The sequence below is a fragment of the Aetokthonos hydrillicola CCALA 1050 genome, from assembly GCF_017591665.1.
Taxonomy (GTDB): domain Bacteria; phylum Cyanobacteriota; class Cyanobacteriia; order Cyanobacteriales; family Nostocaceae; genus Aetokthonos; species Aetokthonos hydrillicola.
In genome coordinates, this window is record NZ_JAAKGC010000002.1 from 168643 (window position 1) to 192071 (window position 23429).

The 23429-nt window shown below is 41.4% G+C and carries 20 protein-coding genes; 9 read left to right on the forward strand and 11 right to left on the reverse strand.

All coding sequences use genetic code 11. The annotated features are described in order from the left end of the window. The first annotated feature begins 177 nt into the window (after positions 1–177). Positions 178–1074, forward strand: coding sequence for an undecaprenyl-diphosphate phosphatase (locus tag G4P69_RS01925; RefSeq protein ID WP_243902055.1), 897 nt, complete (start codon positions 178–180; stop codon positions 1072–1074). A gap of 216 nt (positions 1075–1290) precedes the next feature. On the opposite strand, the gene G4P69_RS01930 is transcribed toward G4P69_RS01925, so the two are convergent. After that, positions 1291–1569, reverse strand: coding sequence for a hypothetical protein (locus G4P69_RS01930; protein ID WP_243902054.1), 279 nt, complete (start codon positions 1567–1569; stop codon positions 1291–1293). A gap of 313 nt (positions 1570–1882) precedes the next feature. On the opposite strand from G4P69_RS01930, the gene folD reads away from it, so the two are divergent. The 3 genes from folD to G4P69_RS01945 all read left to right on the forward strand — a co-directional run bounded on the left by folD (position 1883) and on the right by G4P69_RS01945 (position 4564). Then, entirely contained in the window at positions 1883–2761 is an 879-nt protein-coding gene (gene folD, locus G4P69_RS01935) for a bifunctional methylenetetrahydrofolate dehydrogenase/methenyltetrahydrofolate cyclohydrolase FolD (protein WP_208338224.1), read from the forward strand. Between the two features lie 155 nt (positions 2762–2916). Beyond that, positions 2917–3843, forward strand: coding sequence for a geranylgeranyl diphosphate synthase CrtE (gene crtE, locus G4P69_RS01940; protein ID WP_208338223.1), 927 nt, complete (start codon positions 2917–2919; stop codon positions 3841–3843). Positions 3844–4108: 265 nt separating this feature from the next. Then, on the forward strand, positions 4109–4564 hold the full coding sequence (locus G4P69_RS01945) for a divergent PAP2 family protein (protein WP_208338222.1): 456 nt from the start codon (positions 4109–4111) through the stop codon (positions 4562–4564). A 144-nt stretch (positions 4565–4708) separates the two neighbouring features. On the opposite strand, the gene G4P69_RS01950 is transcribed toward G4P69_RS01945, so the two are convergent. The 4 genes from G4P69_RS01950 to G4P69_RS01965 all read right to left on the reverse strand — a co-directional run bounded on the left by G4P69_RS01950 (position 4709) and on the right by G4P69_RS01965 (position 7855). After that, positions 4709–5383: a hypothetical protein gene (locus G4P69_RS01950; RefSeq protein ID WP_208338221.1), complete on the reverse strand. Its 675-nt coding sequence runs from the start codon at positions 5381–5383 to the stop codon at positions 4709–4711. A 365-nt stretch (positions 5384–5748) separates the two neighbouring features. Continuing rightward, on the reverse strand, positions 5749–6081 hold the full coding sequence (locus tag G4P69_RS01955; protein ID WP_208338220.1) for an MgPME-cyclase complex family protein: 333 nt from the start codon (positions 6079–6081) through the stop codon (positions 5749–5751). A gap of 148 nt (positions 6082–6229) precedes the next feature. Beyond that, complete coding sequence (locus G4P69_RS01960; protein ID WP_208338219.1) at positions 6230–6985, reverse strand: nuclear transport factor 2 family protein; 756 nt, start codon at positions 6983–6985, stop codon at positions 6230–6232. A gap of 150 nt (positions 6986–7135) precedes the next feature. Then, positions 7136–7855: a pyridoxine 5'-phosphate synthase gene (locus G4P69_RS01965; protein ID WP_208338218.1), complete on the reverse strand. Its 720-nt coding sequence runs from the start codon at positions 7853–7855 to the stop codon at positions 7136–7138. Positions 7856–8195: 340 nt separating this feature from the next. On the opposite strand from G4P69_RS01965, the gene G4P69_RS01970 reads away from it, so the two are divergent. Further along, positions 8196–9899, forward strand: a complete 1704-nt coding sequence (locus tag G4P69_RS01970) for a tetratricopeptide repeat protein (protein ID WP_208338217.1) — start codon at positions 8196–8198, stop codon at positions 9897–9899. Positions 9900–9906: 7 nt separating this feature from the next. Here the strand turns inward: G4P69_RS01970 and G4P69_RS01975 are convergent, their stop codons facing one another. Beyond that, on the reverse strand, positions 9907–10530 hold the full coding sequence (locus G4P69_RS01975; protein ID WP_208338216.1) for a Uma2 family endonuclease: 624 nt from the start codon (positions 10528–10530) through the stop codon (positions 9907–9909). Positions 10531–11250: 720 nt separating this feature from the next. Here G4P69_RS01975 and G4P69_RS01980 point away from each other — a divergent pair. The 3 genes from G4P69_RS01980 to G4P69_RS01990 all read left to right on the forward strand — a co-directional run bounded on the left by G4P69_RS01980 (position 11251) and on the right by G4P69_RS01990 (position 15828). Then, positions 11251–11802: a DUF4334 domain-containing protein gene (locus G4P69_RS01980; RefSeq protein ID WP_208338215.1), complete on the forward strand. Its 552-nt coding sequence runs from the start codon at positions 11251–11253 to the stop codon at positions 11800–11802. 100 nt (positions 11803–11902) lie between these two features. Beyond that, positions 11903–12241, forward strand: coding sequence for a hypothetical protein (locus G4P69_RS38930; protein ID WP_243902053.1), 339 nt, complete (start codon positions 11903–11905; stop codon positions 12239–12241). Positions 12242–12768: 527 nt separating this feature from the next. Next, positions 12769–15828, forward strand: a complete 3060-nt coding sequence (locus tag G4P69_RS01990; RefSeq protein ID WP_208338214.1) for a two-partner secretion domain-containing protein — start codon at positions 12769–12771, stop codon at positions 15826–15828. Here the strand turns inward: G4P69_RS01990 and G4P69_RS01995 are convergent, their stop codons facing one another. The 5 genes from G4P69_RS01995 to G4P69_RS02015 all read right to left on the reverse strand — a co-directional run bounded on the left by G4P69_RS01995 (position 15829) and on the right by G4P69_RS02015 (position 22853). Continuing rightward, positions 15829–16032, reverse strand: coding sequence for a hypothetical protein (locus G4P69_RS01995; protein ID WP_208338213.1), 204 nt, complete (start codon positions 16030–16032; stop codon positions 15829–15831). Positions 16033–16155: 123 nt separating this feature from the next. Then, complete coding sequence (locus G4P69_RS02000) at positions 16156–17151, reverse strand: PRC-barrel domain-containing protein (protein ID WP_208338212.1); 996 nt, start codon at positions 17149–17151, stop codon at positions 16156–16158. A gap of 58 nt (positions 17152–17209) precedes the next feature. Continuing rightward, positions 17210–20842: a chromosome segregation protein SMC gene (smc, locus tag G4P69_RS02005; RefSeq protein WP_208338211.1), complete on the reverse strand. Its 3633-nt coding sequence runs from the start codon at positions 20840–20842 to the stop codon at positions 17210–17212. A gap of 236 nt (positions 20843–21078) precedes the next feature. After that, entirely contained in the window at positions 21079–21840 is a 762-nt protein-coding gene (gene map / locus G4P69_RS02010; RefSeq protein WP_208338210.1) for a type I methionyl aminopeptidase, read from the reverse strand. After that, positions 21837–22853: a Gfo/Idh/MocA family protein gene (locus tag G4P69_RS02015; protein WP_208338209.1), complete on the reverse strand. Its 1017-nt coding sequence runs from the start codon at positions 22851–22853 to the stop codon at positions 21837–21839. Before G4P69_RS02015 ends, map begins: the two co-directional genes overlap by 4 nt. Positions 22854–23123: 270 nt before the next feature. Here G4P69_RS02015 and G4P69_RS02020 point away from each other — a divergent pair, with 270 nt between their 5' ends. Beyond that, positions 23124–23423 carry a ferredoxin gene (locus G4P69_RS02020; protein WP_208338208.1) on the forward strand — a complete coding sequence of 100 codons (300 nt, stop codon included), beginning with the start codon at positions 23124–23126 and terminating at the stop codon, positions 23421–23423. Positions 23424–23429: the final 6 nt, after the last annotated feature.

Sequence of the window (23429 nt, forward strand, 5' to 3'; positions counted from 1 at the left end):
TTCTGCTGAAGGGATGCTCTGCCAATGTGAGGACGTTAAACTGTCACGTCTTTACAGTATTTTCGCTTACTCTTACACGGACTGCTATAGTTATTTCTGACTTTGTTAAAGGAAGTACAGATTCTCATTATAAGTCATGCTGCCACTTGCGGAAGCTTATTTAAACCGTAGAAACTGATGATGAATTACATTTTTTTCGCTGCTTCATCTTGCTCCAATGATGTAGACATGGGGTTTGTCCAATTAGGATGGTTTAGGGTAGTTATTTTGGGCATTGTCCAAGGGATCACAGAATTACTGCCCATCAGTAGTACTGCCCATTTACGAATAGTACCAGGTTTGTTGGGGTGGAGAGACCCAGGTACAGCTTTCTCAGCAGCGATGCAACTAGCAAGTCTCGCAGCCGTCATTTCTTATTTTTGGAAAGATATCAAGCAATTGACAGGTGGTACAGTAAGAGCGATCGCCGACCGGAACTTCGAATCAAGTACCTTTCGTCTAGTGTTGGGAGTGTTGCTAGGTACACTTCCGCTTGTTGTTGCAGGTCTAGCATTACATAAACCTATCAACGCTTGCAATTCTCCCTTCCGGACTTTAACAGTGATTGGAATAGCTTCTATTGTGATGTCTCTGTTACTAGCTTTGGCAGAAAAACAGGGTCACCATGAGCGAAACTTTAGCGAATTAACCATGCGAGATGCCATCATAGTAGGAATTGCTCAAGCATTTGCCTTGATCCCTGGGGTTTCTCGCTCTGGTTCAACATTAACCGCCGGAATTTTTCTGAAAATGGAGCGAGAAACAGCAGCTAAATTTTCTTTTTTACTAGGTATACCAGCTGTTATATTAGCAGGGGCTAAAGAACTACACGTTCTGTTCAAAGCTGGTCTTGATGTTAACGGCTGGTTGATTCTACTAATAGGCTTAACTTCCGCCAGTATTTCAGCCTTCTTGGCAATTTACGGTCTATTACATTACCTGGAAAAACACAACACCCTCATTTTTGTCTTCTATCGCTTAGCAATGGGGATATTCCTGATATTTGGTGTGATGACTGAATTGTTGCCTAATTAGGGGATGGGGCATGGGGCATGGGGCAATGGGCATTGGAGGAGAAAGAGGCAAACCTTATGCAGTATTGACGGGAGCATCCCAATTTTTAAACGGTAGTGTGAGCATCTTGCTCACGTACCGTAACAAGCGAGCAAGATGCTCGCACTCCCAAGTCGTAAATGCTAAACATTTCATACCAATATAATTTTTTTCCTCTACCCGATGCCCCATACCCCATTACTGCTCCTCCAGATAAGCATCACCGTACTCCTTGCCAGCCAACAGAATACTTTGGTAGCGAAGTTGACCTTTAAACACAACTTGATCTCCTGGTTTGAGATTTGTTTGATGTGTTAAGACCCATATTTTTCCGGTAGAGTCATTGATTTGATAAGCTTGCTGTTGTAAAAGAGGAACTTGCCTTTCCACCTTACCTTGGATGTAGAGTGTAGGGTTATCTTTTGGTTGTTGTTTAAGTTCCTTGATCGGGGTGACATTAACACCTATTGTGTTCATGCCATACTTTCCAAGGTTACCACAGCTTACAATTTGTGCTAAAAGAAAAAATGTCAATCCAAAGCGTAAGAGCATGGTAGTGCTGTACCTGTGTAGAAACGATAGGTGTTGCATGAAAGCTATATCTATGAGCAAATATTGGCATCCGTGCTTGGTTCGTCGCAAATTATGTTTAACTAGTTCCCATTAATACTACGTTTTTCCGTATCATAAACTGGTTGTCTGGTGTTAAAGAGCAAGAGAGCAGGGGAGCAGAGGAACTATTGAACGAAGTACCCAATCCCCAGTACCCAATCCCCAATCCCCAATCCCTATGGAAACACAAATTGCCAAACTCATTGATGGTAAAGCTCTAGCAGAAAAAATACAGCAAGAACTTTCTGCTACTATTACAGAATTACAACCCCAAATAGGGCGTCCACCAGGTTTAGCAGTCCTGATGGTTGGGGATAACCCAGCCTCAGCTGCTTATGTACGGGGTAAAGAGCGAGCCTGTGCAAAAGTGGGTATTGCCTCGTTTGGCAAACATTTTCCTACTGAAACAACTCAAACAGAACTAGAAGAAGTTATTGCCGCACTAAACCAAGATGAACGGGTGGATGGTATTCTTGTACAGCTACCTCTACCCGATCACTTGGATGCTGTAACCCTGTTGCATCAAATAGACCCTGATAAAGACGTTGATGGACTCCATCCAATTAACTTGGGACGATTGGTTAGAGGAGAACCTGGTTTACGCAGCTGCACTCCTTTTGGGGTAATGCGCCTGTTGCAAGAATATGAAATTTCTCTGGAGGGAAAACAAGCTGTCGTCGTAGGTCGTAGTATTTTAGTAGGTAAGCCAATGGCATTAATGTTGTTGGAGGCTAATGCTACTATCACCATTGCTCATAAAAGTTCACACTCTTTAGAGAATATCATCAAAAATGCTGATATTCTCATTACAGCAGTAGGTCGTCCTGGACTTATTACTGCGGAAATGGTAAAACCAGGCGCTGTTGTGGTAGATGTGGGAATAAGTCGCGTCACAGATGCCAACGGCAACAATCGCTTAGTCGGAGACGTCGACTTTGACTCAGTTAAGAGGGTTGCAGAATTTCTCACCCCAGTTCCTGGCGGTGTTGGTCCCATGACTGTGACCATGCTATTGCAAAACACAGTAACTAGCTACAGTCAACGCTCAAAAATTTAGGAATTGTCCTTTGTCAAGTAGTGTTAATTGTTAATTGTTTAGCGGTTAGTTTTTTATTAACCACTAACAGCCAACAACCAACAACTAATCATAAAACGAATGACGCTTTCCTTTAAAATTGTTACTTAGATAACAGAACACTAAGGAAATTAAGGATGGTAGCAGCAGATAATCTTCAAAAAACTCCAGAAGAAGCTAAATTTGACCTATTAGCCTACCTGAAAGAGCGACAAAAGCTTTGCGAGACAGCTTTAGAAGAGGCTATTTCCATACGTTATCCAGAAAAAATTTACGAAGCAATGCGCTACTCGCTATTAGCTGGAGGTAAGCGTCTGCGTCCCATTCTTTGCCTTGCTACCTGCGAGATGACTGGTGGAACAATCGCTATGGCACTACCCACAGCTTGTGCGGTAGAAATGATTCATACAATGTCGTTAATTCATGACGACTTACCAGCAATGGATAACGACGATTACCGCCGTGGTAAGCTAACAAATCACAAAGTCTATGGCGAAGATATTGCGATTTTGGCAGGAGATGGCTTACTCGCGTACGCATTTGAGTTTGTAGCAGATAATACTCAAAATGTCCCGGCAGACCGAGTCTTACAGGTTATTGTCCGTTTAGGACGTGCAACCGGTGCTGCTGGTTTGGTTGGGGGTCAAGTGCTAGATTTAGACTCAGAAGGCAAGACTGATATTGCCCTAGAAACCCTGAATTTTATTCACAATCACAAAACAGCTGCCCTTTTAGAAGCTTGTGTTGTTTGTGGTGGTATTTTGGCAGGAGTTTCCGGTGAAGATTTACAAAGGTTGTCTCGTTATTCTCAAAATATAGGGCTTGCCTTTCAAATCGTGGATGATATTTTAGACATCACCTCCACTCAAGAACAATTGGGCAAAAGTATCGGTAAAGACCAACAAGCTCAAAAGGTAACTTATCCCAGCTTATGGGGGTTAGAAGAATCTCGTCGCCGTGCCCAAGAGCTAATTGACGATGCTTGTGCAGAATTAGACCCATTTGGGGTGAAAGCTTTGCCTCTCAAAGCGATCGCTCAATTCATTACTAGTCGTAACCACTAAATAATGAATGATGGATGATGAATGATAAATATTAAAAAAGAATTCAGAAGTCAGAATTCAGGAGTCAGAATGAATCCGCCAGAATCAAGGTATGGGGAATCTGATATCGATTTATCGACTAGTCGCTTTCAGGTAATTCTGAATTCTGGCTGCTGACTCCTGAATTCTTCTGTTACATAATTTTACAATTCATAATCTATCATTCATGATTCATAAGTATTTTTATCATTCATAATTCATCATTTTTTCACCTAACAAAAAGACCATGCAGGACATAGGCAACATCATAGACAACCGGGTGCTGCTGGTTGCTCTGATAGCTTGTTTGATGGCTCAAGCTTTGAAGCTTGTAGTTCATATCATCAAACATCGTAAACTAGATATAAGTGTTTTATTCACAACTGGAGGTATGCCCAGCGCCCATTCTGCTCTAGTGACCGCTTTAGCAACTGGTGTTGGGCAAAGTATTGGTTGGGCTTCTCCTGAATTTGCAGTAGCGATGGTTTTCGCCATCATAGTCATGTACGATGCTGCTGGAGTTCGCCAAGCTGCTGGTAAGCAAGCTCGTATTCTCAATCAAATGGTTGATGAATTATTTCACGAACACCCAGAGTTTAACCAAGATCGCCTCAAGGAATTGCTCGGACACACTCCTTTTCAAGTGATAGCCGGATCCGCGTTGGGTATAACCATTTCTTGGTTAGCTAGAGCAGCTTATTAAATTGGGGCATGGGGCATAGGGCAATGGGCATAGGTTAAGAGGAAGCAGGCGAGGAAAAGAGCTAACCGCGCAATATTGACTTCTTACCAGCAAGCCCTATTTACCAGTATTAATTTTCTCCTTTGCGCCATGCCCCATGCCCCACTACTGCAAATGCACGACGGAGCGTAGTAGTATTACTTTCTGGCTATCTACCAGTATGGGAAAAAGACCGTGGTTAGTTAGATTCTGTAATGTGTTGTACGCCTCTTTTTGGTTGGTTGTGTAAACTGCTAACAAGTAAGGGTGTTGTGCGTAGGAAACAAAACCGACGTCCCCTCCAACAATTTGCTGAACTTGATTTGCAACTTCTGGGCGATTGTAATAATTCACCAGTACTGCAAAACCTTGTCCTAGTTTTTGGGGTTTGTAGCTTGCTGGTTGACGGCTTGCGGTGTGATTGCTTGCTGGTTGACTGGTTGCTATAGTATCTTTTGGTCGAGTGGTGATAATACCAGTTAAGCCCACAACATTGTTAATATACCTCGCCCAACGATTAGCATCTTCTATCTTGGTAAATCCGCCTATCCGCGTTACTGTATCTTTGAGATACTTACAAGTAAGAATCTTAAGTTCAGGCGGTAAGGCACGACGCAGTTGGCTTTGATTATCTGGTGTGGGACTCACTACTAATAAAAGGTACTCACCAGGACTTGGTGGTTGACAAGCAGAAATTTGTTGTTGAGCTGCAACAGAGTTTATACCACCAATCAAGCCGATAGACGCCAGCACTAAACCATTTGATAAAGTTAGAAATCGTTTGACAGCGGTTTTGTACATAGATTATTTTGTCTCGAAAGTTTTATCAAACAGAATTCAGAAGTCAGGAGACAGGAGTCAGTTGGGAATACTGGTTTAAAACCTCGTCTATAAATGGACGAGACAGGAATTGAAACTTTTCTTGAAACACCATCCCCTTATGGGTGGCGCATTCTGACTCCTGAATTCTGTCTCCTGACTCCTTTTTATTTCGTTATGAGTCCAGAGCTTGTCCCAGGTAAACAATAATATAGACAATGTATTCACAAAGCCACTCTTGTGAGTAGGTTTCCCTCGCTAGTCACCATGAAACCAGGATGGCTGTCATTTGTACTAGCTTGACTTAAAGAGAGTGGCATAGTTCCTGTTATTCTTAAGATTCAGTATTAACTATTGACAGTAGCAAGAGATGCTAAAGCATTAGGGATTGTTTCAGAAGGAGCCTGAAATTCACCTGTGGTTACATATTCTAATCGTAGTTTTAACCAAGTGATAAATTGGGGATTCGTCGAAATAATGGCAACTGCTGGTTGGGGACACTTCTCTTTTACTTGAGCCATTTGGGGTGCTTCCAGGAAAGCTGGTTGCTTAACCAACCAAAAATCAATTTCTTTTTCTTGTTCGTGGTAATGACGAGTACGCTCTCTAAGAACTTCTTCTAACGGTTCCTCTTCCAGTAAAAAGCGCTGGCTTGCCAAAACGTAATAGTATGTTTTCATAGTCTTCTTGTGGTTCGTAGATCTGTCCGTCAATAAGTGTATAGTTTAATGGCAAGAAAGTTGTAAATCCTGGTCGGGAATTGAAATAAAATAATAATAAAGGCACAATGCTCTCCATCGTGCCTTTACCCATTAAAAAAAATTTAAATCACTTGAGCAAAGCACTAAAGGGACAAAGACTAGCTTGCTGTTGTTCGCGATTCCAAAATCGTTTGAGGAAACCCCAAAAACTTGAGCGCTTGTCACCAGTTCCTTGTTTTCCACCTGCTGTCAGCTTTTCTAAAAACAGGGTGTTGTCGAAATAGTGTTCCACAGCAAGAATTTTTAAGTCCTCAGTAACACGCGCAACGCTCATCCCGATAATCTCCACTCTCTCCCCTGTTGGTGTATAGTCTTTATAAGGACCACTAAAAGTTCCCCAATGACGCCATTTAAAGGTAACGTTTGGTGGACCTGAATAAACTTCCAATACCTCCCAAGGAAACCCTTTGGGAAAACACGTGTGGAAAAGCTTTCCTGATGATTCAAAGGTTTCAGCAGAAGCCTTGTAATGTTCTGAATCTGCCATGAATAAATTGTAAGTGCCTTGTGCAGACAAATCTGCTGCTGTGTACTCTGGACCACCATTGGTACTTACGCGAAACTTGTCGTTCACAATAGACAACCACTGTTGCGGGTTGCTTTTAAAGGATACCTCCATCTCAAAGGTTCTTACCAAGTTTTGAACGATCGCCTCTACCGAACCATTAAGGTGGTTATATAGACTCTCCTGTGCTAGATTCTCCTTAGAGCGGCTATAATCTGGACGTTCCCCATAACGCCATTCCACATCAGTACTTTGTTCAATAACTTTGTCTCTATCCTGTACCCAAAGCGGAAGTTTATTAGATTCTGTTGCGCTCATAAAAGCCTCTGCTGAAAATTTTACTTTTGGTATCAACACAGGATTTTCCGCAGATAATTTCCCCTATACAGTTATCAGTTATCAGTAAACAGTTATCAGCCCTCACCATACGCCTTGATAACTGATAACTGTTTACTGTTCACTGTTTACCTATTCCCCCTTGATAGCTTGCTTCATTTCGCGAACTGCTGCGACCATACCAACTAATGCAGCTCGACTGACGATGGTATGACCTATATTCAGTTCTTCCATGCCTGGAAGACAAGCAACAGGGTAGACGTTCCAATAAGTGAGTCCATGACCAGCGTTTACTCGCAATCCGGCTTGAATAGCTTGCTCACACCCAGATGCTAGCGACGCTAATTCTTGCTGGCGACTTTTCTCATTTGTTGCTTCAGCGTAGCGCCCTGTATGTAGCTCAATAAATTTTGCCTGCACCTTGACAGAAGCTTCGATTTGTGCTGTTTCTGCATCGATAAACAGACTAACTGGTATGTCAGCGCTTTGCAATTTATGAACTACCTCCTCTATTCTAGCAATTTGGCCAACGATATCGAGTCCGCCTTCTGTGGTCACTTCTTCTCGTTTTTCTGGTACTAAAGTCACGTAGTCGGGTTTGACATCAAGGGCGATCGCGACCATTTCATCTGTAGCCGCCATTTCTAAATTTAGGTGGGTTCTTACAGTTTGTCTTAACAAGCGCACATCCCGTTCTTGAATATGTCGCCTATCTTCCCGCAAATGCACTGTAATACCGTCTGCACCACCTAATTCTGCGAGTACAGCCGCAGCGACGGGATCTGGTTCCACTGTCCGCCGTGCTTGTCGAATGGTGGCGATGTGGTCTATATTCACTCCTAGTGTAGGCACAACCCTAATGTCTCCCTATCGACGTTTCTCAGGTATTGTATTGTAGCGGAAATCTTGGTTAGACGGTAAGTGTAGAGTATGATGGGGAAGTTTGATAAAATAATGCCAACAAAAAAGAATTCAGAATTCAGGAGTCAGGAGTCAGAATACACCACCCATAAAAGGATGGTGTTTTAAACAAAAAGTTTTAACCCCTGTCTCGGTAACGAGTAGACGAGGTTTTAAACCAATAATCATTCTGACTCCTGAATTCTGAACGCCACGTGCTTCAAGTCGGCGAAGCCGCCCAACGCAGTGGCTCCTCCTGACTACTTTATAAAAAAGATTCGCAGAACTATCAATGGACTGGATTACCCTACTGCGATCGCTACAATCTGATTTTACCAAAAGGTTAACATCTGGTTATCTACTTCATTGTGAAACAGAAGGTCAATATAGTGAGTTAACGGTTATTTCTGGAGAGAGGTTAAAAGCATTAAGAGAATTTTGCTGGCAAATGGCTGAGAAATATAAGCGTACTTCGCCAGTTCGTGATGTGTTTATCAATAATTTGAAAGGAAAACTAGGTGAGGAAGTTGTCAAAGAACGTTTAGCTGATTTAATAACAGAAGTCGATTATGAAAGACGATTCGGTGGAGATGGTAAAATAGATTTTACTCTGACTTACGACTCATCAGTTGGCATTTCCGTTAAATCACGTTATGGCAGTACTGATAAAGTTAGATGGTCAATTAATTCAGAGGAAGTTGAAAAAAACACAGTTGTCGCCTGCATCCTGATTCAAGAAGAGGTAAGTGAGGCACAACCAGAATATCACCTTTTTTTCGCGGGCTTTTTGCCAACGCAAATGATCAAGCTGAGAACTGGTCATATTGCATTTGGGATAGATCAATTGCTGTATGGTGGGGGTTTACGGTGCTACCTAGAACAACTACAATCTCCTGGTGAGGACAATTCTTACAGACAAAAACCTCCAATTTATCAATATAACCTTAGACAAGAACCAATTTATAAGCCACCGAAAAATCAAGTTATAAAACCTGGCTTCTCTCCTCCACAGGAAGATAATTCATATCGTTATCAGAATGCAGATTTAAATCTCCTCTATATAAAACTAGGGGATGAATGCTTTGACAAAGGGCAATACGAGGCTGCAATTACAACGTACAACGAGGCATTGCAAGTTAAACCTAAAGATGCCACTACTTATTACAAACGTGGTGATGCTCGTTATCACATCAGAGATTATGAGGGAGCAATTGCAGATTTTTTGGAGGCGATCGCAATTAATCCTCATTATGGCAAAGCCTATAACAAAAGCGGTAATGCTCGTTATCAGCTAGGAGATTACGAAGGAGCAATTGAAGATTATACCCAAGCAATCAAAATTAATCCTAACGACGCCTTAGCCTATAGAAATCGTGCTGATGCTCGTTTTCATATCAGAGATAACCAAGGAGCAATTGAAGATTACACCCAAGCAATAAAAATTAATCCCTATCTTTTAGAAGATAAACACGAATTGAATCAGGTAATCCCAATTTATCAGAACAACAATGCTGATGACAAAAATGGTAATGTTCTTTCTGAGATTGAACAATACAAACGAGCAATTGAGGTTTTCACCCAGGTTATCGAAATAAGTCCTAATGATGCTGATGCTTACAAAAACCGTGGTAATGCTCGCTCTGATTTAGGAGATTACGAAGGAGCAATTGAAGATTACACCCAGGCAATCAAGATTAATCCTAACAATGCTGATGCTTATTACAATCGTGGTAATGCTCTTTCTGACTTGGAAGATTACCAGAAAGCAATAGAAGATTATACCCAAGCAATCAAGATCAATCCTAACGATGCCGATGCTTATTACGAACGTGGTAATGCTCGTTGTGAGGTAGGAGATAAGCAGGGAGCAATTGAAGATTTTTACAAAGCAACAGAACTATATCGAAAAGATGGTAAGCTAGTAGAACACAAAAATGTAAGAGAAAAAATTTTAGATTTAGAACTAGAAGAATCGTTAGATATTTTAAATTTCTAGTATAGATTCATACCCCAACATTAAAAACCTGTTGTGCAGTTAACGTAAGTTCCGGGAACGTAGGAGATACGATACGATCATCACCTCGAAACTTAGTAACTCGATACTCACCTTCATCCAATGAGCAAACCAAAATAGTAGGTTGTTTCGGATCTCCTATAAATTCTCTTCCACCTAAAGCTGCATAATCGACGATCCAATATTCACGAATACCCATTTCCTCATAATCAGCATATTTTTTGAGATAATCATCACGCCAGTTAGTACTCACAACTTCAACCACTAAAGATATTGATTCAGCCATTTGGATGAATGATTCGTCTTCCCATACAGGCTCATTTACAAGATTGTCGTTGTTTAGTATCAGTATATCTGGGGAGTATCCAGATTCATGAAGAGGTGGTTTGACGATTACAGTTTTTGGGATAAAGTAGGGTAGGTTGAGTCGGTCAAACTCCACAGTCAGCTTCCCTGCTAAAAACCCAACAACTCTCTCATGTTTACCCTTTGGCAAAGGCATTTCTACAATCACTCCATCATACAACTCATAACGCCGTTCCGAATTTTCAGGATACCAAGCTACAAATTCTTCAAAGGTTACTAACTTAGTTTTTGGTAAAGCTTGAGTCATAGTGATTACCTCAACGAATGATGCTATTACCGCTACGCGGGAGCCAAAACAATTTTCGGGTTGAAAACGCTTCCCAAGGCAGTTACCAACTTGGCTCCTATGCTTGTTTAATGATAACTCTTCAACTGGAGGCGATCTGACCCAAACCCTACAATTACCAGTAACTTTTGAATAATTTGTCGACTGATACTGTAACAGCAGGGTGTGGGACAAGCTACATAATGGAGCAATTATTAAGATAGCTCGTCGCTGAATTGTTATTAAAACTTGACATTTCTATCAACAAACCTCTTTTTAAACAGCAGTCAACAGTTTCTAAAACGGTATCTGTACGGTTAATTGTTGTAAATTTGCCCAAAAAACTCATTCCTTTGGCAGAGACAGGACGCAGAGAACTGAACGATAATCTGTAACGAGTCTATCAAAGCATAGATATTTCAAAGCCCGTAACGATGCCAGCTGTATTGTGCTTTCGACTGAAATGATTTTACCCGCGTACCATGGCAAGCGAGTAAGATGATTGCACTGCGTTTTAAAATTCGGAATGTTCCCCTTTTGACTCGGCTATTTTTAAACAGCAAAGTATAAAATTAGTAACATCAACTATCTTTCACCGGAAAAAAGACTTTTGAAAGATTTTTCATGGTGAAAACCAAAACCAAGAAGCTTAACATACTCGGATAAAAACTTATAAAAAGCGAATAAGATACACAGGAAAAAATGCAAACATTAGAAACATACGATTCGATTCTTAAAAGTGGTCAAACAACTACAGAAAAAGCTTTAGAATTGTTTGACGCTCTCGAACCCGTTAATTTAACTTTTATGCTCGGTCGTTGGCGAGGTTCTGGGCTTCATACAAATCATCCTATGGATGGCTATTTAGAACAATTTAATTGGTATGGAAAAGAATTTGTCGATCCCGAACACGTTCACCCATTACTATTCTTTGATAACAAGGGAAAAGTTATCAAAGTTGAACCCAAGTACATGTCAATAACAAACTTAGCTTTGAAGTTTCCCATTCTCAAAAATGATTTTTTCAAACCTTTGGGGATTCTGACTAATTCTTTACTGAAAACAGAGAAAAGCCAAGCCAGGCTGCGGATGGTCGAATATCGCTCAAAAGTTAGCGCCACGATGATTTATGATCATTTTCCCATTAATGATGCTTTTCGGAAAATTGATGACAATACCTTATTAGGAGTTATGGATTTGAAAAACTCCTCTCAACCTTTCTTTTTTATTCTCCGTCGCGATTCCACAAATTAAGTTTTCATTGCGCCGAGGAATCCACCGCCTAGTAAACAAAGACGCTACCAAAACGACGTAGTGAGATTGCGCTATCACCCTCTATATCGTTCCCGTTGTATTGCGAGATTATCACGCTGACGACATTGCTATTGGAATTTTTGGTGCTATAGGTGCACTAACTGGGGTTTTAATTACTGCAGTATATTTAGATTTAAATTTTGCAATATTTAATGGATTAATTATTGGTATTATTAGTTTTCTTCTTGGGGGTGGTGACGCTTGTATTAAACACTTTATCCTACGCCTTATCCTTTACTTTAACGGTTATATTCCCTGGAATTATGCCCGTTTCCTCAACTACTGCACTGAGCGTCTACTAGTTCAACGTATTGGTGGACGCTATCGATTCATTCATAAAATGCTGCAAGACCACTTTGCCCAAATGGACTTTGAGTGACTGTTCCCGGCAACCGAATTCAAAATAATTATTTTTTTGGGAATCGTCCTATTTTTCAAGAGTTCGCGGTTGATCAATACTACCAAGATACGTAGACAAGAAATTTCAAACCCTTTCAGGTGAAGCTGTTATCCTCGCTTATGTAGTTGAGCAACACAGCGACCATCAACCAACTTACGAGTACAAGCGATACCAGCAATTGTGTGGTCAAACAGGGTAGTCTGTTTATGCGGTTGTTTTCTCATGAGAGACGGTATCGGATTCGAGATGACTCTTGGTTTTGCGAAGACAGCGCTACTACGAACGAATTTTAGGAGTTTTACATTTTGTTACAAACAAGCATAATCTGTGGCTATGTCATAATTGCTTGACTTAAATCGATTCTTCGTTGTAAAGTCAATAATCATAGTTAAATTTACGTAAAGTTTAATATAAAAAATCTTAAGTAATTTTTTACAAAAGTTTACTATATCGTCACAGTTAGGCTTTGTTGAATCAATTTATGTTACGTTTACTAGCTCTTAAAAATGAAACAAGTTGTATCAAAAACTTTGACAATTGGCACTTTAAGTTTGTGTTGTATTTTTACTAATAACAACTTTGCTCAAGCGCAAATTTCTGCTGATAACACTGTTCAAACTAACGTCAGTAGAGTTGGAAATGTATTTGAGATTACAGGAGGAACAAAAGCTGGGGGTAACCTCTTTCACAGCTTTGTCGAGTTTTCTGTTCCTACTGGTAATACAGCCTTTTTCAATAACAGTTTAGATATTAGCAATATTATTAGCAGGGTTACTGGCAATTCTATTTCTAGTATTGATGGATTAATTCGAGCGAATGGTGGCGCTAATTTAATCTTGATTAATCCCAATGGTATTAATTTTGGTTCAAATGCGCAATTAAATATTGGTGGCTCTTTTTTAGCAAGTACGGCAAATAGCGTGAAATTTGCTGATGGCGGAGAATTTAGCGCGGTAAATCCGCAAACTTCTCCCCTAATAATTGTGAGTGTTCCGGTAGGCTTGCAATTAGGGAAAAATTCAAGCGCAATTAATGTGCAAGGTACGGGGCATAGTTTAACTGCTGCTGATAACTTACCTATAAATAGAGGCACTAGTTCAACTGGTTTGCGGGTTCAGCCTGGTAAAACCTTGGCTTTAGTTGGAGGTAATATCAACATAGATGGAGGAACTCTCACAGCAGAGAGAGGGCGAATAGAGTTAGGTGGTGTTGCGGAAGGTTTAGTTCGTCTCAATCCCACGCTCAGTGGGTGGGCTTTAGGCTATGACGGAGTGTCTTCTTTCAAGGATATAGAAATGCGATCGCTCTCCAGCGCTGATGCTAGCGGGACTAGTGGTGGTTCTATCCAAGTGCAAGGACAAAACCTGTTAGTGAGTGGTGGTTCACTTTTTTTGATACAAAATCAGGGAACTCAACCAGCAGGAGCTATTAACATTAATACCTCTGATTCTGTGAAATTGAGCGGAACCAATGCAAATGGAACAATTAAGAGCAGCCTAACCAGTGAAACAGTAGGAACGGGTAGAGGAGGAGATATTAATGTCTCAACCAAACGGTTAACTGTAGAGGGAGGAGGAAGCATTGAAGCGAAAACCTTCACTCCTGCAACAGGTGGTAATATCAATGTCAATGCCTCACAGTCAGGACAAATCACAGGCAAAAATAGTCAAATATCAACTGATAATTACGGTGCAGGAATTGGCGGAGACTTGATGATTGGAACGGGCAATTTAATTATTAATAATGGCGGATTCCTCTCTTCTACAACTTTTGGAGCAGGAAAAGGGGGGAATATTACAGTTCGTGCTTCTAACTCTGCGGAATTCACTGGAACTGGGTTTAAAGAATATGAGCAGACTTTTCAGGTAAATGTTTTAAATGGGACAATCACTCCATTTGATCGAGGTACTGGAATTGAAAGTGTCACAGCAGGTTCAGGATCCTCTGGTGATATTACAATTGAAACTCCCTCATTGCTTCTCAATAATGGAGCAGTCGTATTTAGCCCTACCTTTACTACAGGGAAAGGCGGTGACATTAACATTAGCAATTCTAAGTCAGTAGAAGTGATAGGTTCTGCGTTGGAAACGGGAACCGCAGTTGGTAGTACGGGTTCAGCAGGTAATATTAAAATTAACACAGGACAGTTGATTGTTCGGGATGGAGGAGTTGTCATCAATGCGACATTTGCCGATGGTGCTGGAGGAAATGTAGATATAAAAGCGTCTGATTCTGTACAACTGCTGAACTCTCTGGCTGATGCTTTGCTTCTGACCGGCATATATACTAACACTAGCCTTGGCAAAGGAAAAGGCGGTGATGTTAGAATTGACACCAAACAGCTAAATATCCGGGATGCAGTGATTGGCAGCAATACAGGGGCTTTGCTGCCAACAGGTGTTATCCCAATAGGGGGTTCGGGAGGAAATCTATTTATTACAGCCGATTCTATAGACGTGTCTGGCGTCCCCGCTAATACTAGATTTACCAGTGGTATAGGTAGTACAACTTATAGTAATTCCAACGCAGGAAACTTGACAATTTCTACTAAGAACTTCATAGTTCGAGATGGAGCAGATATAGCGACAAATTCTTTGGGTTCTGGAGACGCAGGAACTCTGAGTGTAAATGCTTCCGAGTCTATCCAACTGAGTGGAATAAAAGTCAATGGTCTAACTCTTGGGGGCTTATTTGCTGCCTCAGGAAGAGCAAATTTACCAGATCTTAATGCAACTGGTGCCTCTGGAAATATCAAGCTTGCTACAGATCAGTTAATTGTTCAAAATGGGGCAACTATAGATGTAAGAAGTATAGGCAAAGGAAATGCAGGTAATCTCGAAATTCAAGCTAACTCTGTCAAGCTTGATAATCAAGGGACTCTATCTGCAAGCACTACATCAGGTGAAGGTGGAAACATCAGCATCAAGACGAATACTTTACAAATGCGCCACGGGAGCCAAATATTAGCACAAGCAGGTGGGACTGGCAACGGTGGGAACATTAACATCACTCGCTTTACCCTCCCCAATTCTGTTTTGTTGCTAGAGGGTAGCAAAATTAACGCCAATGCTTTTCAAGGAAGAGGGGGAAATATTCAAATCGATACTAATGGATTATTCGCCTGCTCCGATTGTCAGATTTCTGCTAGTTCCCAATTAGGATTCAGTGGTATAGTACGAATCATCACGCCAGAAATAGAAAAAAATGCTGAAGTCATCAATTTGCCGGAAGAGATTATAAAACCAGAACAAATAGTCGCACAGATTTGTCCAGCAAATAGAGCACAACATGAAAATAAGTTTACTATCACTGGGCGTGGAGGATTGCCACCTCAACCGGATGATCCGCTAAGCAGTGAGACTTTGCTAAGTTTTGAATCTAGTCCCACTCAAGCACAATCTCTTTCTAATTCTGCACTCGCCACAAGTGAAACGAATACACCAAAACTGCCACCTCCAGCGCGAGGTTGGTATGTTAACTCTAAAGGCACTGTTATCCTAACATCTCGAGTACCCAAGCCCATTCCCTATAATTCTCGATTAACTTCAATATCGTGCCGCAGTTGATTAAGGGATTAAGAAGAAAGCAATAGTTATAACGCTAGTAACAAAAGCAACCGCTAAAGCATACTCTATTCGGCGGCTAAAAAGCCCTACGCTTGTAGCGATAGCAATCAGAAGAACCCAAACAAATATTATTATAGTTTGTTCACCTTTTGTATCGATCAAAGGGTCTTCTAAGGCTGCTGCGACTATGTTTGTTAAAACCATACTGAGAACTTCTCGCATTTAATATGTACTTATCCCTCACCCTAAGCCTCTCCCAACAGGGAGAGGAGAAAGAATTTAGCTCCGTTCTCCCTATTGGGAGAAGGGCTGGGGATGAGGAGCATTTTAATATCCGCCTTCCTCTTCGTATTCTGGCTGTTTCTCTTTTACTTTCTTAGGAATATTGACTGGCTTTGGTTGCTCATCATCATCCCAAGCATCGCGCTCTAGATCGTCGTCATAATCGGTGTACTCTTCAGCGTACGGCTTATTGTAAGGCTGGGGTTCGTACTTTGGTTGTTGTTGATACTTGTCTTTACCTGTAGCCTCACTCCAGTTATCTTGTTCTTCGTCTTCTTCATAGTCAGCAGGCTCATACTGTCGCGCTTGCATCACTTGACGACGGGGACGTTCTTCTATGTAGTCTTCATCCCACTCTTCTCGTGCTACGGGTTCTGGTGTGCGAATAGTTCTTGGTTTTGGTTGCTCTAATGGTACCCCGGCGGGCAGCTGATTTGATACTGGAGTAGTACGAGTAGCATAACCGCTACCGTATTCCTCATCATCACGCTCCCAAGGCGCTTTACCAATCCCTAAGCGCTCTAGTAAACCAACTGTCAATTGGTTCGCTCGTTCTTCGGCTCCTTCAAATACTATCAATCTATTTGGACCAGTGCTCACAATTTCTTCTACCCCTAACTCGTAGGTGCTGAGAAATTGGTCGGGAATTTGGGGGAGCCCGAAAGAAGCAATCACGATAGAATGCATCTTACCTGTTTCGGCATTGAATTTGAAGCCCCGTACTTTGCCTAACATTTCACCGGTTTCTGTAATAACCTCCCAGTTTATAAGGTTACTGTAGGTTTCAACATCAACGTCTGAAATCACATCTTCATCATCAACCAGAACCACATCCCCAATCTGGTTAATGCTGTTAAGGTACATGTAGCGAGGCACACCAGAAATAGAAATCAGGCTGTCTCGTAAACTAAGGGCTACTACCTCTCTTTGGTCAATGTCAATCCACACCTGGCTTACGACTCCAAGGCGTTTGCCGTTATCACGGGTGATGACCTGGGTATTTAAAATATCGGAACGTCTAATAATTTGTTCAGAGGTCATTCTATATTGAGTCCTGATCTCTTATCCGGTTAATCTATACACTATTATTAACAAAAACTCAAGCAGATGTATGGTCCGATTTTAACTTCATTCCTAACACCTGAGTGTAAGCACCTCTTGCCTGAGTCACGCCGATTGTGCGTTCGGCTGATTCAATCATCGGGCGTCGCAAACTTACAACTATAAATTGTGCTTGTTTCGCCTGTTGTTTGATCATTTTAGCTAATCGTTCCACATTTGCCCCATCTAAAAACATATCTACCTCGTCAAAGGCATAAAATGGTGATGGACGGTAGCGTTGCAAGGCAAAAATAAAGCTTAAAGCTGTCATAGATTTTTCGCCTCCAGACATAGACGCCAAGCGCTGTACTGGTTTGCCTTTAGGATGTGCAACTAAATTTAACCCACTGTTAAAAGGATCTTCCGGATTGTCTAGCTGTAAATAACCATCACCTTCAGAAAGGGTGGCGAAAATAGATTGAAAGTTTTCATTCACGGCGTCAAATGCCTCTTTAAAAGCGCGTTGTCGCAAAGTGGTGAAATTCTCAATCCTTAACAGCAGTTCGGTACGTTCTGCTTCTAAAGTCGTTAATTTTTCGCTGAGTTGCTCAAGGCGGTTTTGAGTACGCTCATATTGTTCTAAAGCCAGCATATTAACTGGTTCCATTGCTTGTAGGCGTTTTGAGAGCGATCGCAATTCTTTTTGCAGTTCTTCTAAGTCTACCTTCATAGGTACTTCTGGCAAAGGATTAGGCAATTCCGCCGTAACATTTTGTAACTGTGTTTGTAAAGAAACTAGTTCTTCACGGCGTTTTGTTTGAGTCTCTTGCAGTTTTTGTTGTTCCCACTCTAGGTGTTGTTGACGCGACAAATCTGAGCGCAATTCTTGTTCTGTCGCATCCCGTTTTTGCTTTTCTTCTCCCAAAGAAGCTTCCATCTGGCTCGAAGCAAGCCGAGTTTCTGCAATTTGGTTATTTAATGATTCTAGATTGGTGTTAAGTGTGGTTAACTGATTTTGCTGGTTTATTTGTTCCTTCTCGTATTCTTGGACGCGTTGCTCACATTCGGTAATTTTTTCTTCCAATCGTTGCTGTTGATTTTCTAAATCTTTTAATTTTTGCTCGGCATTTCTGAATTCTGTCTCTCTTTGTTGCAATTGTTGCTCTTGAATCTTAATGGTTGCTTGAATTTGTTGCCATTCTTGGGGGGTTTGAGACTGTTCTAACTCTGCTAAAGCTTGTCGCAATTGTTGCAGTTCGTGTTCTTGATCTGGTAATTCCCGATCTAAAACCTCCAAACGGGATTGAACAACGGCTAATCTTTCGGTGTTTTGGGTAAGCTGCGATCGCGTTCCTTCCAACTGCGCCGTTGAACTTTTAATTTCTTTTTGCAATTGTTCCAACTTTAGCTGCTGTTCTCGTCGCGTCTGTCTCAAAAGTGTTAATTCTTGTGACAATAATTTAGTTCTTTGAGAAAGAGAACTAATCGCTTCGTTACAACGGTCTAAAATCCTGTCAATATCCCCTAAGCGACGTTTTAAACTGGCGACTTCTTCCGATTCTGCCGCTTCCACTGCGCCAAACCGCAGCCCTGAACGCTGGGTGATGCTACCACCAGTCATTGCGCCGCTGGTTTCTAACAATTCTCCTTCTAAAGTAACAATACGATATAGCCCTAACTGCTTACGTGCTTGATTAATATTTTCAAACACAACCGTGCTACCAAAAACGTAGGAAAATACATCCCGATAGCGGCGATCGCACTCAATTAAGTTCACAGCATAACCAACAAAACCGCTAGCCAGCCGCAACGTTGCATCTTGGGTAAATTTTGGAACCTGAATTTTATTTAGCGGTAAAAAAGTCGCGCGCCCAGCCCGTTTTTGTTTAAGTAATTCAATCAAAGCTGCGGCGATGCTATCATCTTCCACAACAATATGCCCCAAACGTCCACCAGCAGCAATTTCCAAAGCTAACTGATACCTAGGTTCTACACGTCCTAGCTGAACAACCAAACCACAAATACCAGGCGTTCCTGATTGTAAAATAACCTTACTAGCTTGGGTTCCTTGTACTTCTTGCTGTGCTGCAAGTTGCGCTTCTAGTTTATCCAACGAACGTTGTTTTTCTCGTTGCTCTTGATATAAGCGCTTTTGAGTGTCCTGCTGAATTTGTAATTCTTGCTCTGTAGCCGATAAAGTCTGGGCTAATTTTTCAATCGGTTCAGCAGACGTGTTAAACTCAGTTTCAAGATGAGTATACTCAGCCTGTCTTTGTGCCAATTGAGGTTCTAAAATTTGAATGCTTTGGGTTTGCTGTTGAATTAGCTCGTTTAGCTGGTTATTCCGCTCCCTAATTTGTGCTTGCTCTGTACGTTGAGGTTCAACTGTTTGTAGCAAGTTTTCAATTTGACGGTTGAGAGCAGTTTGTTGCTGTACCCAAGCTTCCGAGGCTGATGCAATTTCCGCAGCAGACAAGCGAGAATTTTCTAAAGCTTGTTGAGCTTGATCTCGTTGCTCCTGAGCCGCCGCGATTAACTGAGTTTGTTCAACTTCTTGTTGTGCTACTTGCTGTAGAGAATGTTGATGTTGTTGAATATCTTGCTTTTGCCCTGCAAGACGCTGTGATGTCTGTTGGCTAGCTGTTTGTACTTCTGTTATTGAACGCTGAACTTGTTTACGTTCTGCTTCTTGAGTAGCAAGAGTTGATTGTACTGCTAAAAGTTTTTCTTCACCTAATGCTTTGACTTGAGCATTGAGTTCTTCTAATTCAGCTGTTTTGCTGTTGATTTGGGTGTTAAGGGTAGTGAGCTCATTTGTCAATTCACCAGTAGTGCGATCGCCACTTTGAATTTGCGCCACTAAATTTTCTTGCTGTTCCTGAAGAGAACGCCATGCTAAAACCGCTTCCCAAGATTGTTTTTGTAGAAATTCAGTCTTGAGTTTTTGGTATTTTTCCGCTTTAGCACGATCTTGCGCCAGGCGATCGCGCTGCGCAGTTAATTCGGTTTCGACAATACGGCAGCTATCTTCTTTCTCCTTAACTTCGTCTAAAGTTCCCTTAGCTTGAGAAATCTTACGATCAAATGCCGCCACCCCAGCCAATTCATCAATGATTTCTCGCCTCTCACGAGAGTTCATTGAAATAATACTAGTCACATCCCCTTGAAGCACGACATTGTATCCTTCAGGATACACTCGCAATCTCTCTAGTTGTTCGTGTAATTCCGTGAGGGTAGAGGAAACACCGTTAATATAATAATTTGACGTGTAAGTTCCTTGCTGGGTGACTCGTAGCTTGCGGGTAACACTCCATTCAGTAGCTTTAGAAACGGATTTTGTAGCAGATGCTTCGTCTGTTTCTGTTTCTGTGTCTTCTGTTCCTTCAGTCAGCTGATCATCTGTGAGCTTATCTGTTATAAAATCTGATAAATCAAACGTTACTGTGACACTAGCTTCAACAGTGGATCGCGATTTGCTCGTCTGAGTATTATTGACTAAGTCAGGTAAGCGATCAGCTCGCATTCCCTTAGAACTGGAGAGCCCAAGGCAAAACAGTAGAGAGTCTAAGATATTTGATTTACCGGAACCATTTGGTCCAGAAATGACCGTAAACCCTGATAGCAGGGGTACTTGAGTTGTCCCCCCGAATGATTTGAAGTTGGTCAATTCTACGCGCTTTATATAAACCATGCGAAAAATAACGTTTCATAATGGGGCATGGGGCATGGGGCATGGGGTATAGGGCATGGGGTATAGGGCATGGGGCATGTGAGTAAAGATTATATTGGTAAATTTGTTTTCGGCAAGGAAGTGAATACTGTATAGTATTTCTTCTTTTTTTATTCCCATTACCCATTGCCTATTGCCTATTGTCCATTGCCCATTGCCCATTGCCCTATGCCCATTGCCCCATGCCCCATGCCCAATTAAGGCAAAGTGAGGATTTCCACACCATCTTCTGTCACAACTACAGTGTGTTCAAATTGGGCAGATAGCTTGCGATCGCGTGTCAAAGCAGTCCATTTATCACTTTGAACCTCAACTTCCCAAGTTCCCTCGTTAATCATTGGCTCGATAGTAAAAACCATACCAGGTCTGAGACGCTTTCCTTTACCACGTGTACCAAAGTGAGGAATTTCTGGTGCAGTGTGAAAAATATTGCTAACACCGTGTCCGACAAAATCGCGCACTACAGAAAAGCCCTCTCCCTCAGCGTACTCTTGAATCGCTGCACCAATGTCTCCAATACGTGCATCGGGTTTGACTTCAGCAATACCTCTCATTAGGCACTCCTGTGTCACCTCAACTAACTTTTTTGCCTTTGGGGATGGTGTACCCACAAAAAAAGTTTTAGATGTATCACCGTGATAGCCATCAACAATAGGCGTTACGTCAATGTTAATTATATCTCCTTCCTTGAGGATTTGCTTCGCGCTCGGAATGCCGTGGCAGATAACCTCATTCACACTAGTACAGATAGACTTTGGGTAGCCTTTATAATTCAAAGGTGCGCTTTTTGCTCCATGAGCCTGAGTCCATCGTTCTGCTTCATCATTTATTTCAAGGGTGCTAATCCCTGGTTTTACCATTGGTTCAAGATGATTTAAAAGTTGGGCTGCTAACTGTCCAGCCTTTCGCATTTTGTCTATTTCTCTGTTGGATAAAATAACAATTGTTTCGGTTTTCATGCAGCTTCATCTAATGTCTCTGATACAATTGTAGTTTCTCCGGTGTTAGCAGAACGCCTTGCCGCATCTGCAACTTTAAGAGTGTACAAGCTTTCTTCTGGGGTGATATATAAGGGAGTGCCATTAATGAGATGGTCTAAAACTAGACTTGTATCTTTGGCAAATAAGCCGCGACGAGTACCAACCTCTATTGGTACCTTCTGTTCACCTTGTACTATAAATCCTTGCTCACCATCAAAAATTAATGCTCCATGTTCGCCATGAACTTCAAACTTTCGTTCTGCCTGCCATAAGGTTTCACCCTTACCATAAATCACTTGTGCTAGCAATCCGCTTTTTAAGTTAAGTTGGGCTGTACAAAGACAAGCTTGGTAATATTCTGCTTCTGTTTGCCAAAATCGGTTATGGCAGTTAACCGTTGAGACTTTACCAAACAAATCTACAAGACGATGCAATCTTGAGAGTGCTCCAACCAAGGGAAACCCAAAAAGCTCATGGTTATAAGTCCATTTACGAGGAGCAGGATGCTGGGGATTGATAGTACTGTAGCGAACATAGAATATTTCACCAACTTCTGGTAAGTGCTGCTTTAATGCTTGATGCATCCCGCCCAATAGTTCAATGTGTTCCACATGGAGAAGTTTGTTGTTTGCTTTTGACAGCGCAATTAGTTCTTCTGCTTCTTGTGGGTCTAAACAAATTGGGTATTCTACAATAACATGTTTGCCCTTAGAAAGTGCCGATGAAGCGATCGCACCATGATCCCGATTAACATTGCAAATCACAACCAGATCGATATCTTCTCGCTCTACCAGATCTTGCCAAGAACTGATCGCTTCAATCTGGTAGTTGTTTGCAAAGATTTGTGTCTTTTCTTGTGTATTGCCCACAACCGCTACTAGATGCGAGCGTTCATCTTGAAGCAAGAATTCAGTTCTTAGCTTTGCTACGTAGCCAGTTCCAGCTAAACCCACTCTTACCGGACATCTTACATCAGCAATTTTACTATACATTATAGTTACTTACCTTTATATTTTTTTATAAATATAAATTTATTTAATAACCTAGCTACGGGTAATTTCTATTTATATAAGTAATACTTATCAGTAATGAGCAACTAAATTTCATTACTAATCGTGGTCAATTTTCAGTTACATCTTTTAATTTTTCTCGTAGTATCAGAAGTGAAGTAAATTTGAGCAACCGGCTCACCATATTTTATGAGCCCTAGCGTTTGCTTCAGGATAACTTATACTGCCGTTAGCAAAAGAGAGGATTACTGAATGGCAACTTTTAAAGTGAGACTCAAAAACGAATCTGAAGGTTTAGACCAGACGATTGATGTGGACGATGATACTTATATTCTAGACGCTGCCGAAGAAGCTGGACTAGATTTGCCCTACTCTTGTCGCGCTGGTGCTTGTTCTACCTGTGCTGGTAAAATTGTAGCGGGTACTGTGGATCAATCTGATCAGTCATTCTTAGATGACGACCAAATTGAAGCTGGGTATGTATTGACCTGCGTCGCCTATCCAGTCTCTGACTGTACTATCGAAACCCACAAAGAAGAAGAACTTTACTAAAAGTAG

What these genes read in the sequence shown, in the direction of transcription:
- G4P69_RS01925 (WP_243902055.1), top strand. Translation starts at nt 178, where the DNA reads ATGATGAATTACATTTTTTTCGCTGCTTCATCTTGCTCCAATGATGTA.
- G4P69_RS01930 (WP_243902054.1), bottom strand. Translation starts at nt 1,569, where the DNA reads ATGAACACAATAGGTGTTAATGTCACCCCGATCAAGGAACTTAAACAA.
- folD (WP_208338224.1), top strand. Translation starts at nt 1,883, where the DNA reads ATGGAAACACAAATTGCCAAACTCATTGATGGTAAAGCTCTAGCAGAA.
- crtE (WP_208338223.1), top strand. Translation starts at nt 2,917, where the DNA reads ATGGTAGCAGCAGATAATCTTCAAAAAACTCCAGAAGAAGCTAAATTT.
- G4P69_RS01945 (WP_208338222.1), top strand. Translation starts at nt 4,109, where the DNA reads ATGCAGGACATAGGCAACATCATAGACAACCGGGTGCTGCTGGTTGCT.
- G4P69_RS01950 (WP_208338221.1), bottom strand. Translation starts at nt 5,383, where the DNA reads ATGTACAAAACCGCTGTCAAACGATTTCTAACTTTATCAAATGGTTTA.
- G4P69_RS01955 (WP_208338220.1), bottom strand. Translation starts at nt 6,081, where the DNA reads ATGAAAACATACTATTACGTTTTGGCAAGCCAGCGCTTTTTACTGGAA.
- G4P69_RS01960 (WP_208338219.1), bottom strand. Translation starts at nt 6,985, where the DNA reads ATGAGCGCAACAGAATCTAATAAACTTCCGCTTTGGGTACAGGATAGA.
- G4P69_RS01970 (WP_208338217.1), top strand. Translation starts at nt 8,196, where the DNA reads ATGGACTGGATTACCCTACTGCGATCGCTACAATCTGATTTTACCAAA.
- G4P69_RS01975 (WP_208338216.1), bottom strand. Translation starts at nt 10,530, where the DNA reads ATGACTCAAGCTTTACCAAAAACTAAGTTAGTAACCTTTGAAGAATTT.
- G4P69_RS01980 (WP_208338215.1), top strand. Translation starts at nt 11,251, where the DNA reads ATGCAAACATTAGAAACATACGATTCGATTCTTAAAAGTGGTCAAACA.
- G4P69_RS01990 (WP_208338214.1), top strand. Translation starts at nt 12,769, where the DNA reads ATGAAACAAGTTGTATCAAAAACTTTGACAATTGGCACTTTAAGTTTG.
- G4P69_RS01995 (WP_208338213.1), bottom strand. Translation starts at nt 16,032, where the DNA reads ATGGTTTTAACAAACATAGTCGCAGCAGCCTTAGAAGACCCTTTGATC.
- G4P69_RS02000 (WP_208338212.1), bottom strand. Translation starts at nt 17,151, where the DNA reads ATGACCTCTGAACAAATTATTAGACGTTCCGATATTTTAAATACCCAG.
- smc (WP_208338211.1), bottom strand. Translation starts at nt 20,842, where the DNA reads ATGGTTTATATAAAGCGCGTAGAATTGACCAACTTCAAATCATTCGGG.
- map (WP_208338210.1), bottom strand. Translation starts at nt 21,840, where the DNA reads ATGAAAACCGAAACAATTGTTATTTTATCCAACAGAGAAATAGACAAA.
- G4P69_RS02015 (WP_208338209.1), bottom strand. Translation starts at nt 22,853, where the DNA reads ATGTATAGTAAAATTGCTGATGTAAGATGTCCGGTAAGAGTGGGTTTA.
- G4P69_RS02020 (WP_208338208.1), top strand. Translation starts at nt 23,124, where the DNA reads ATGGCAACTTTTAAAGTGAGACTCAAAAACGAATCTGAAGGTTTAGAC.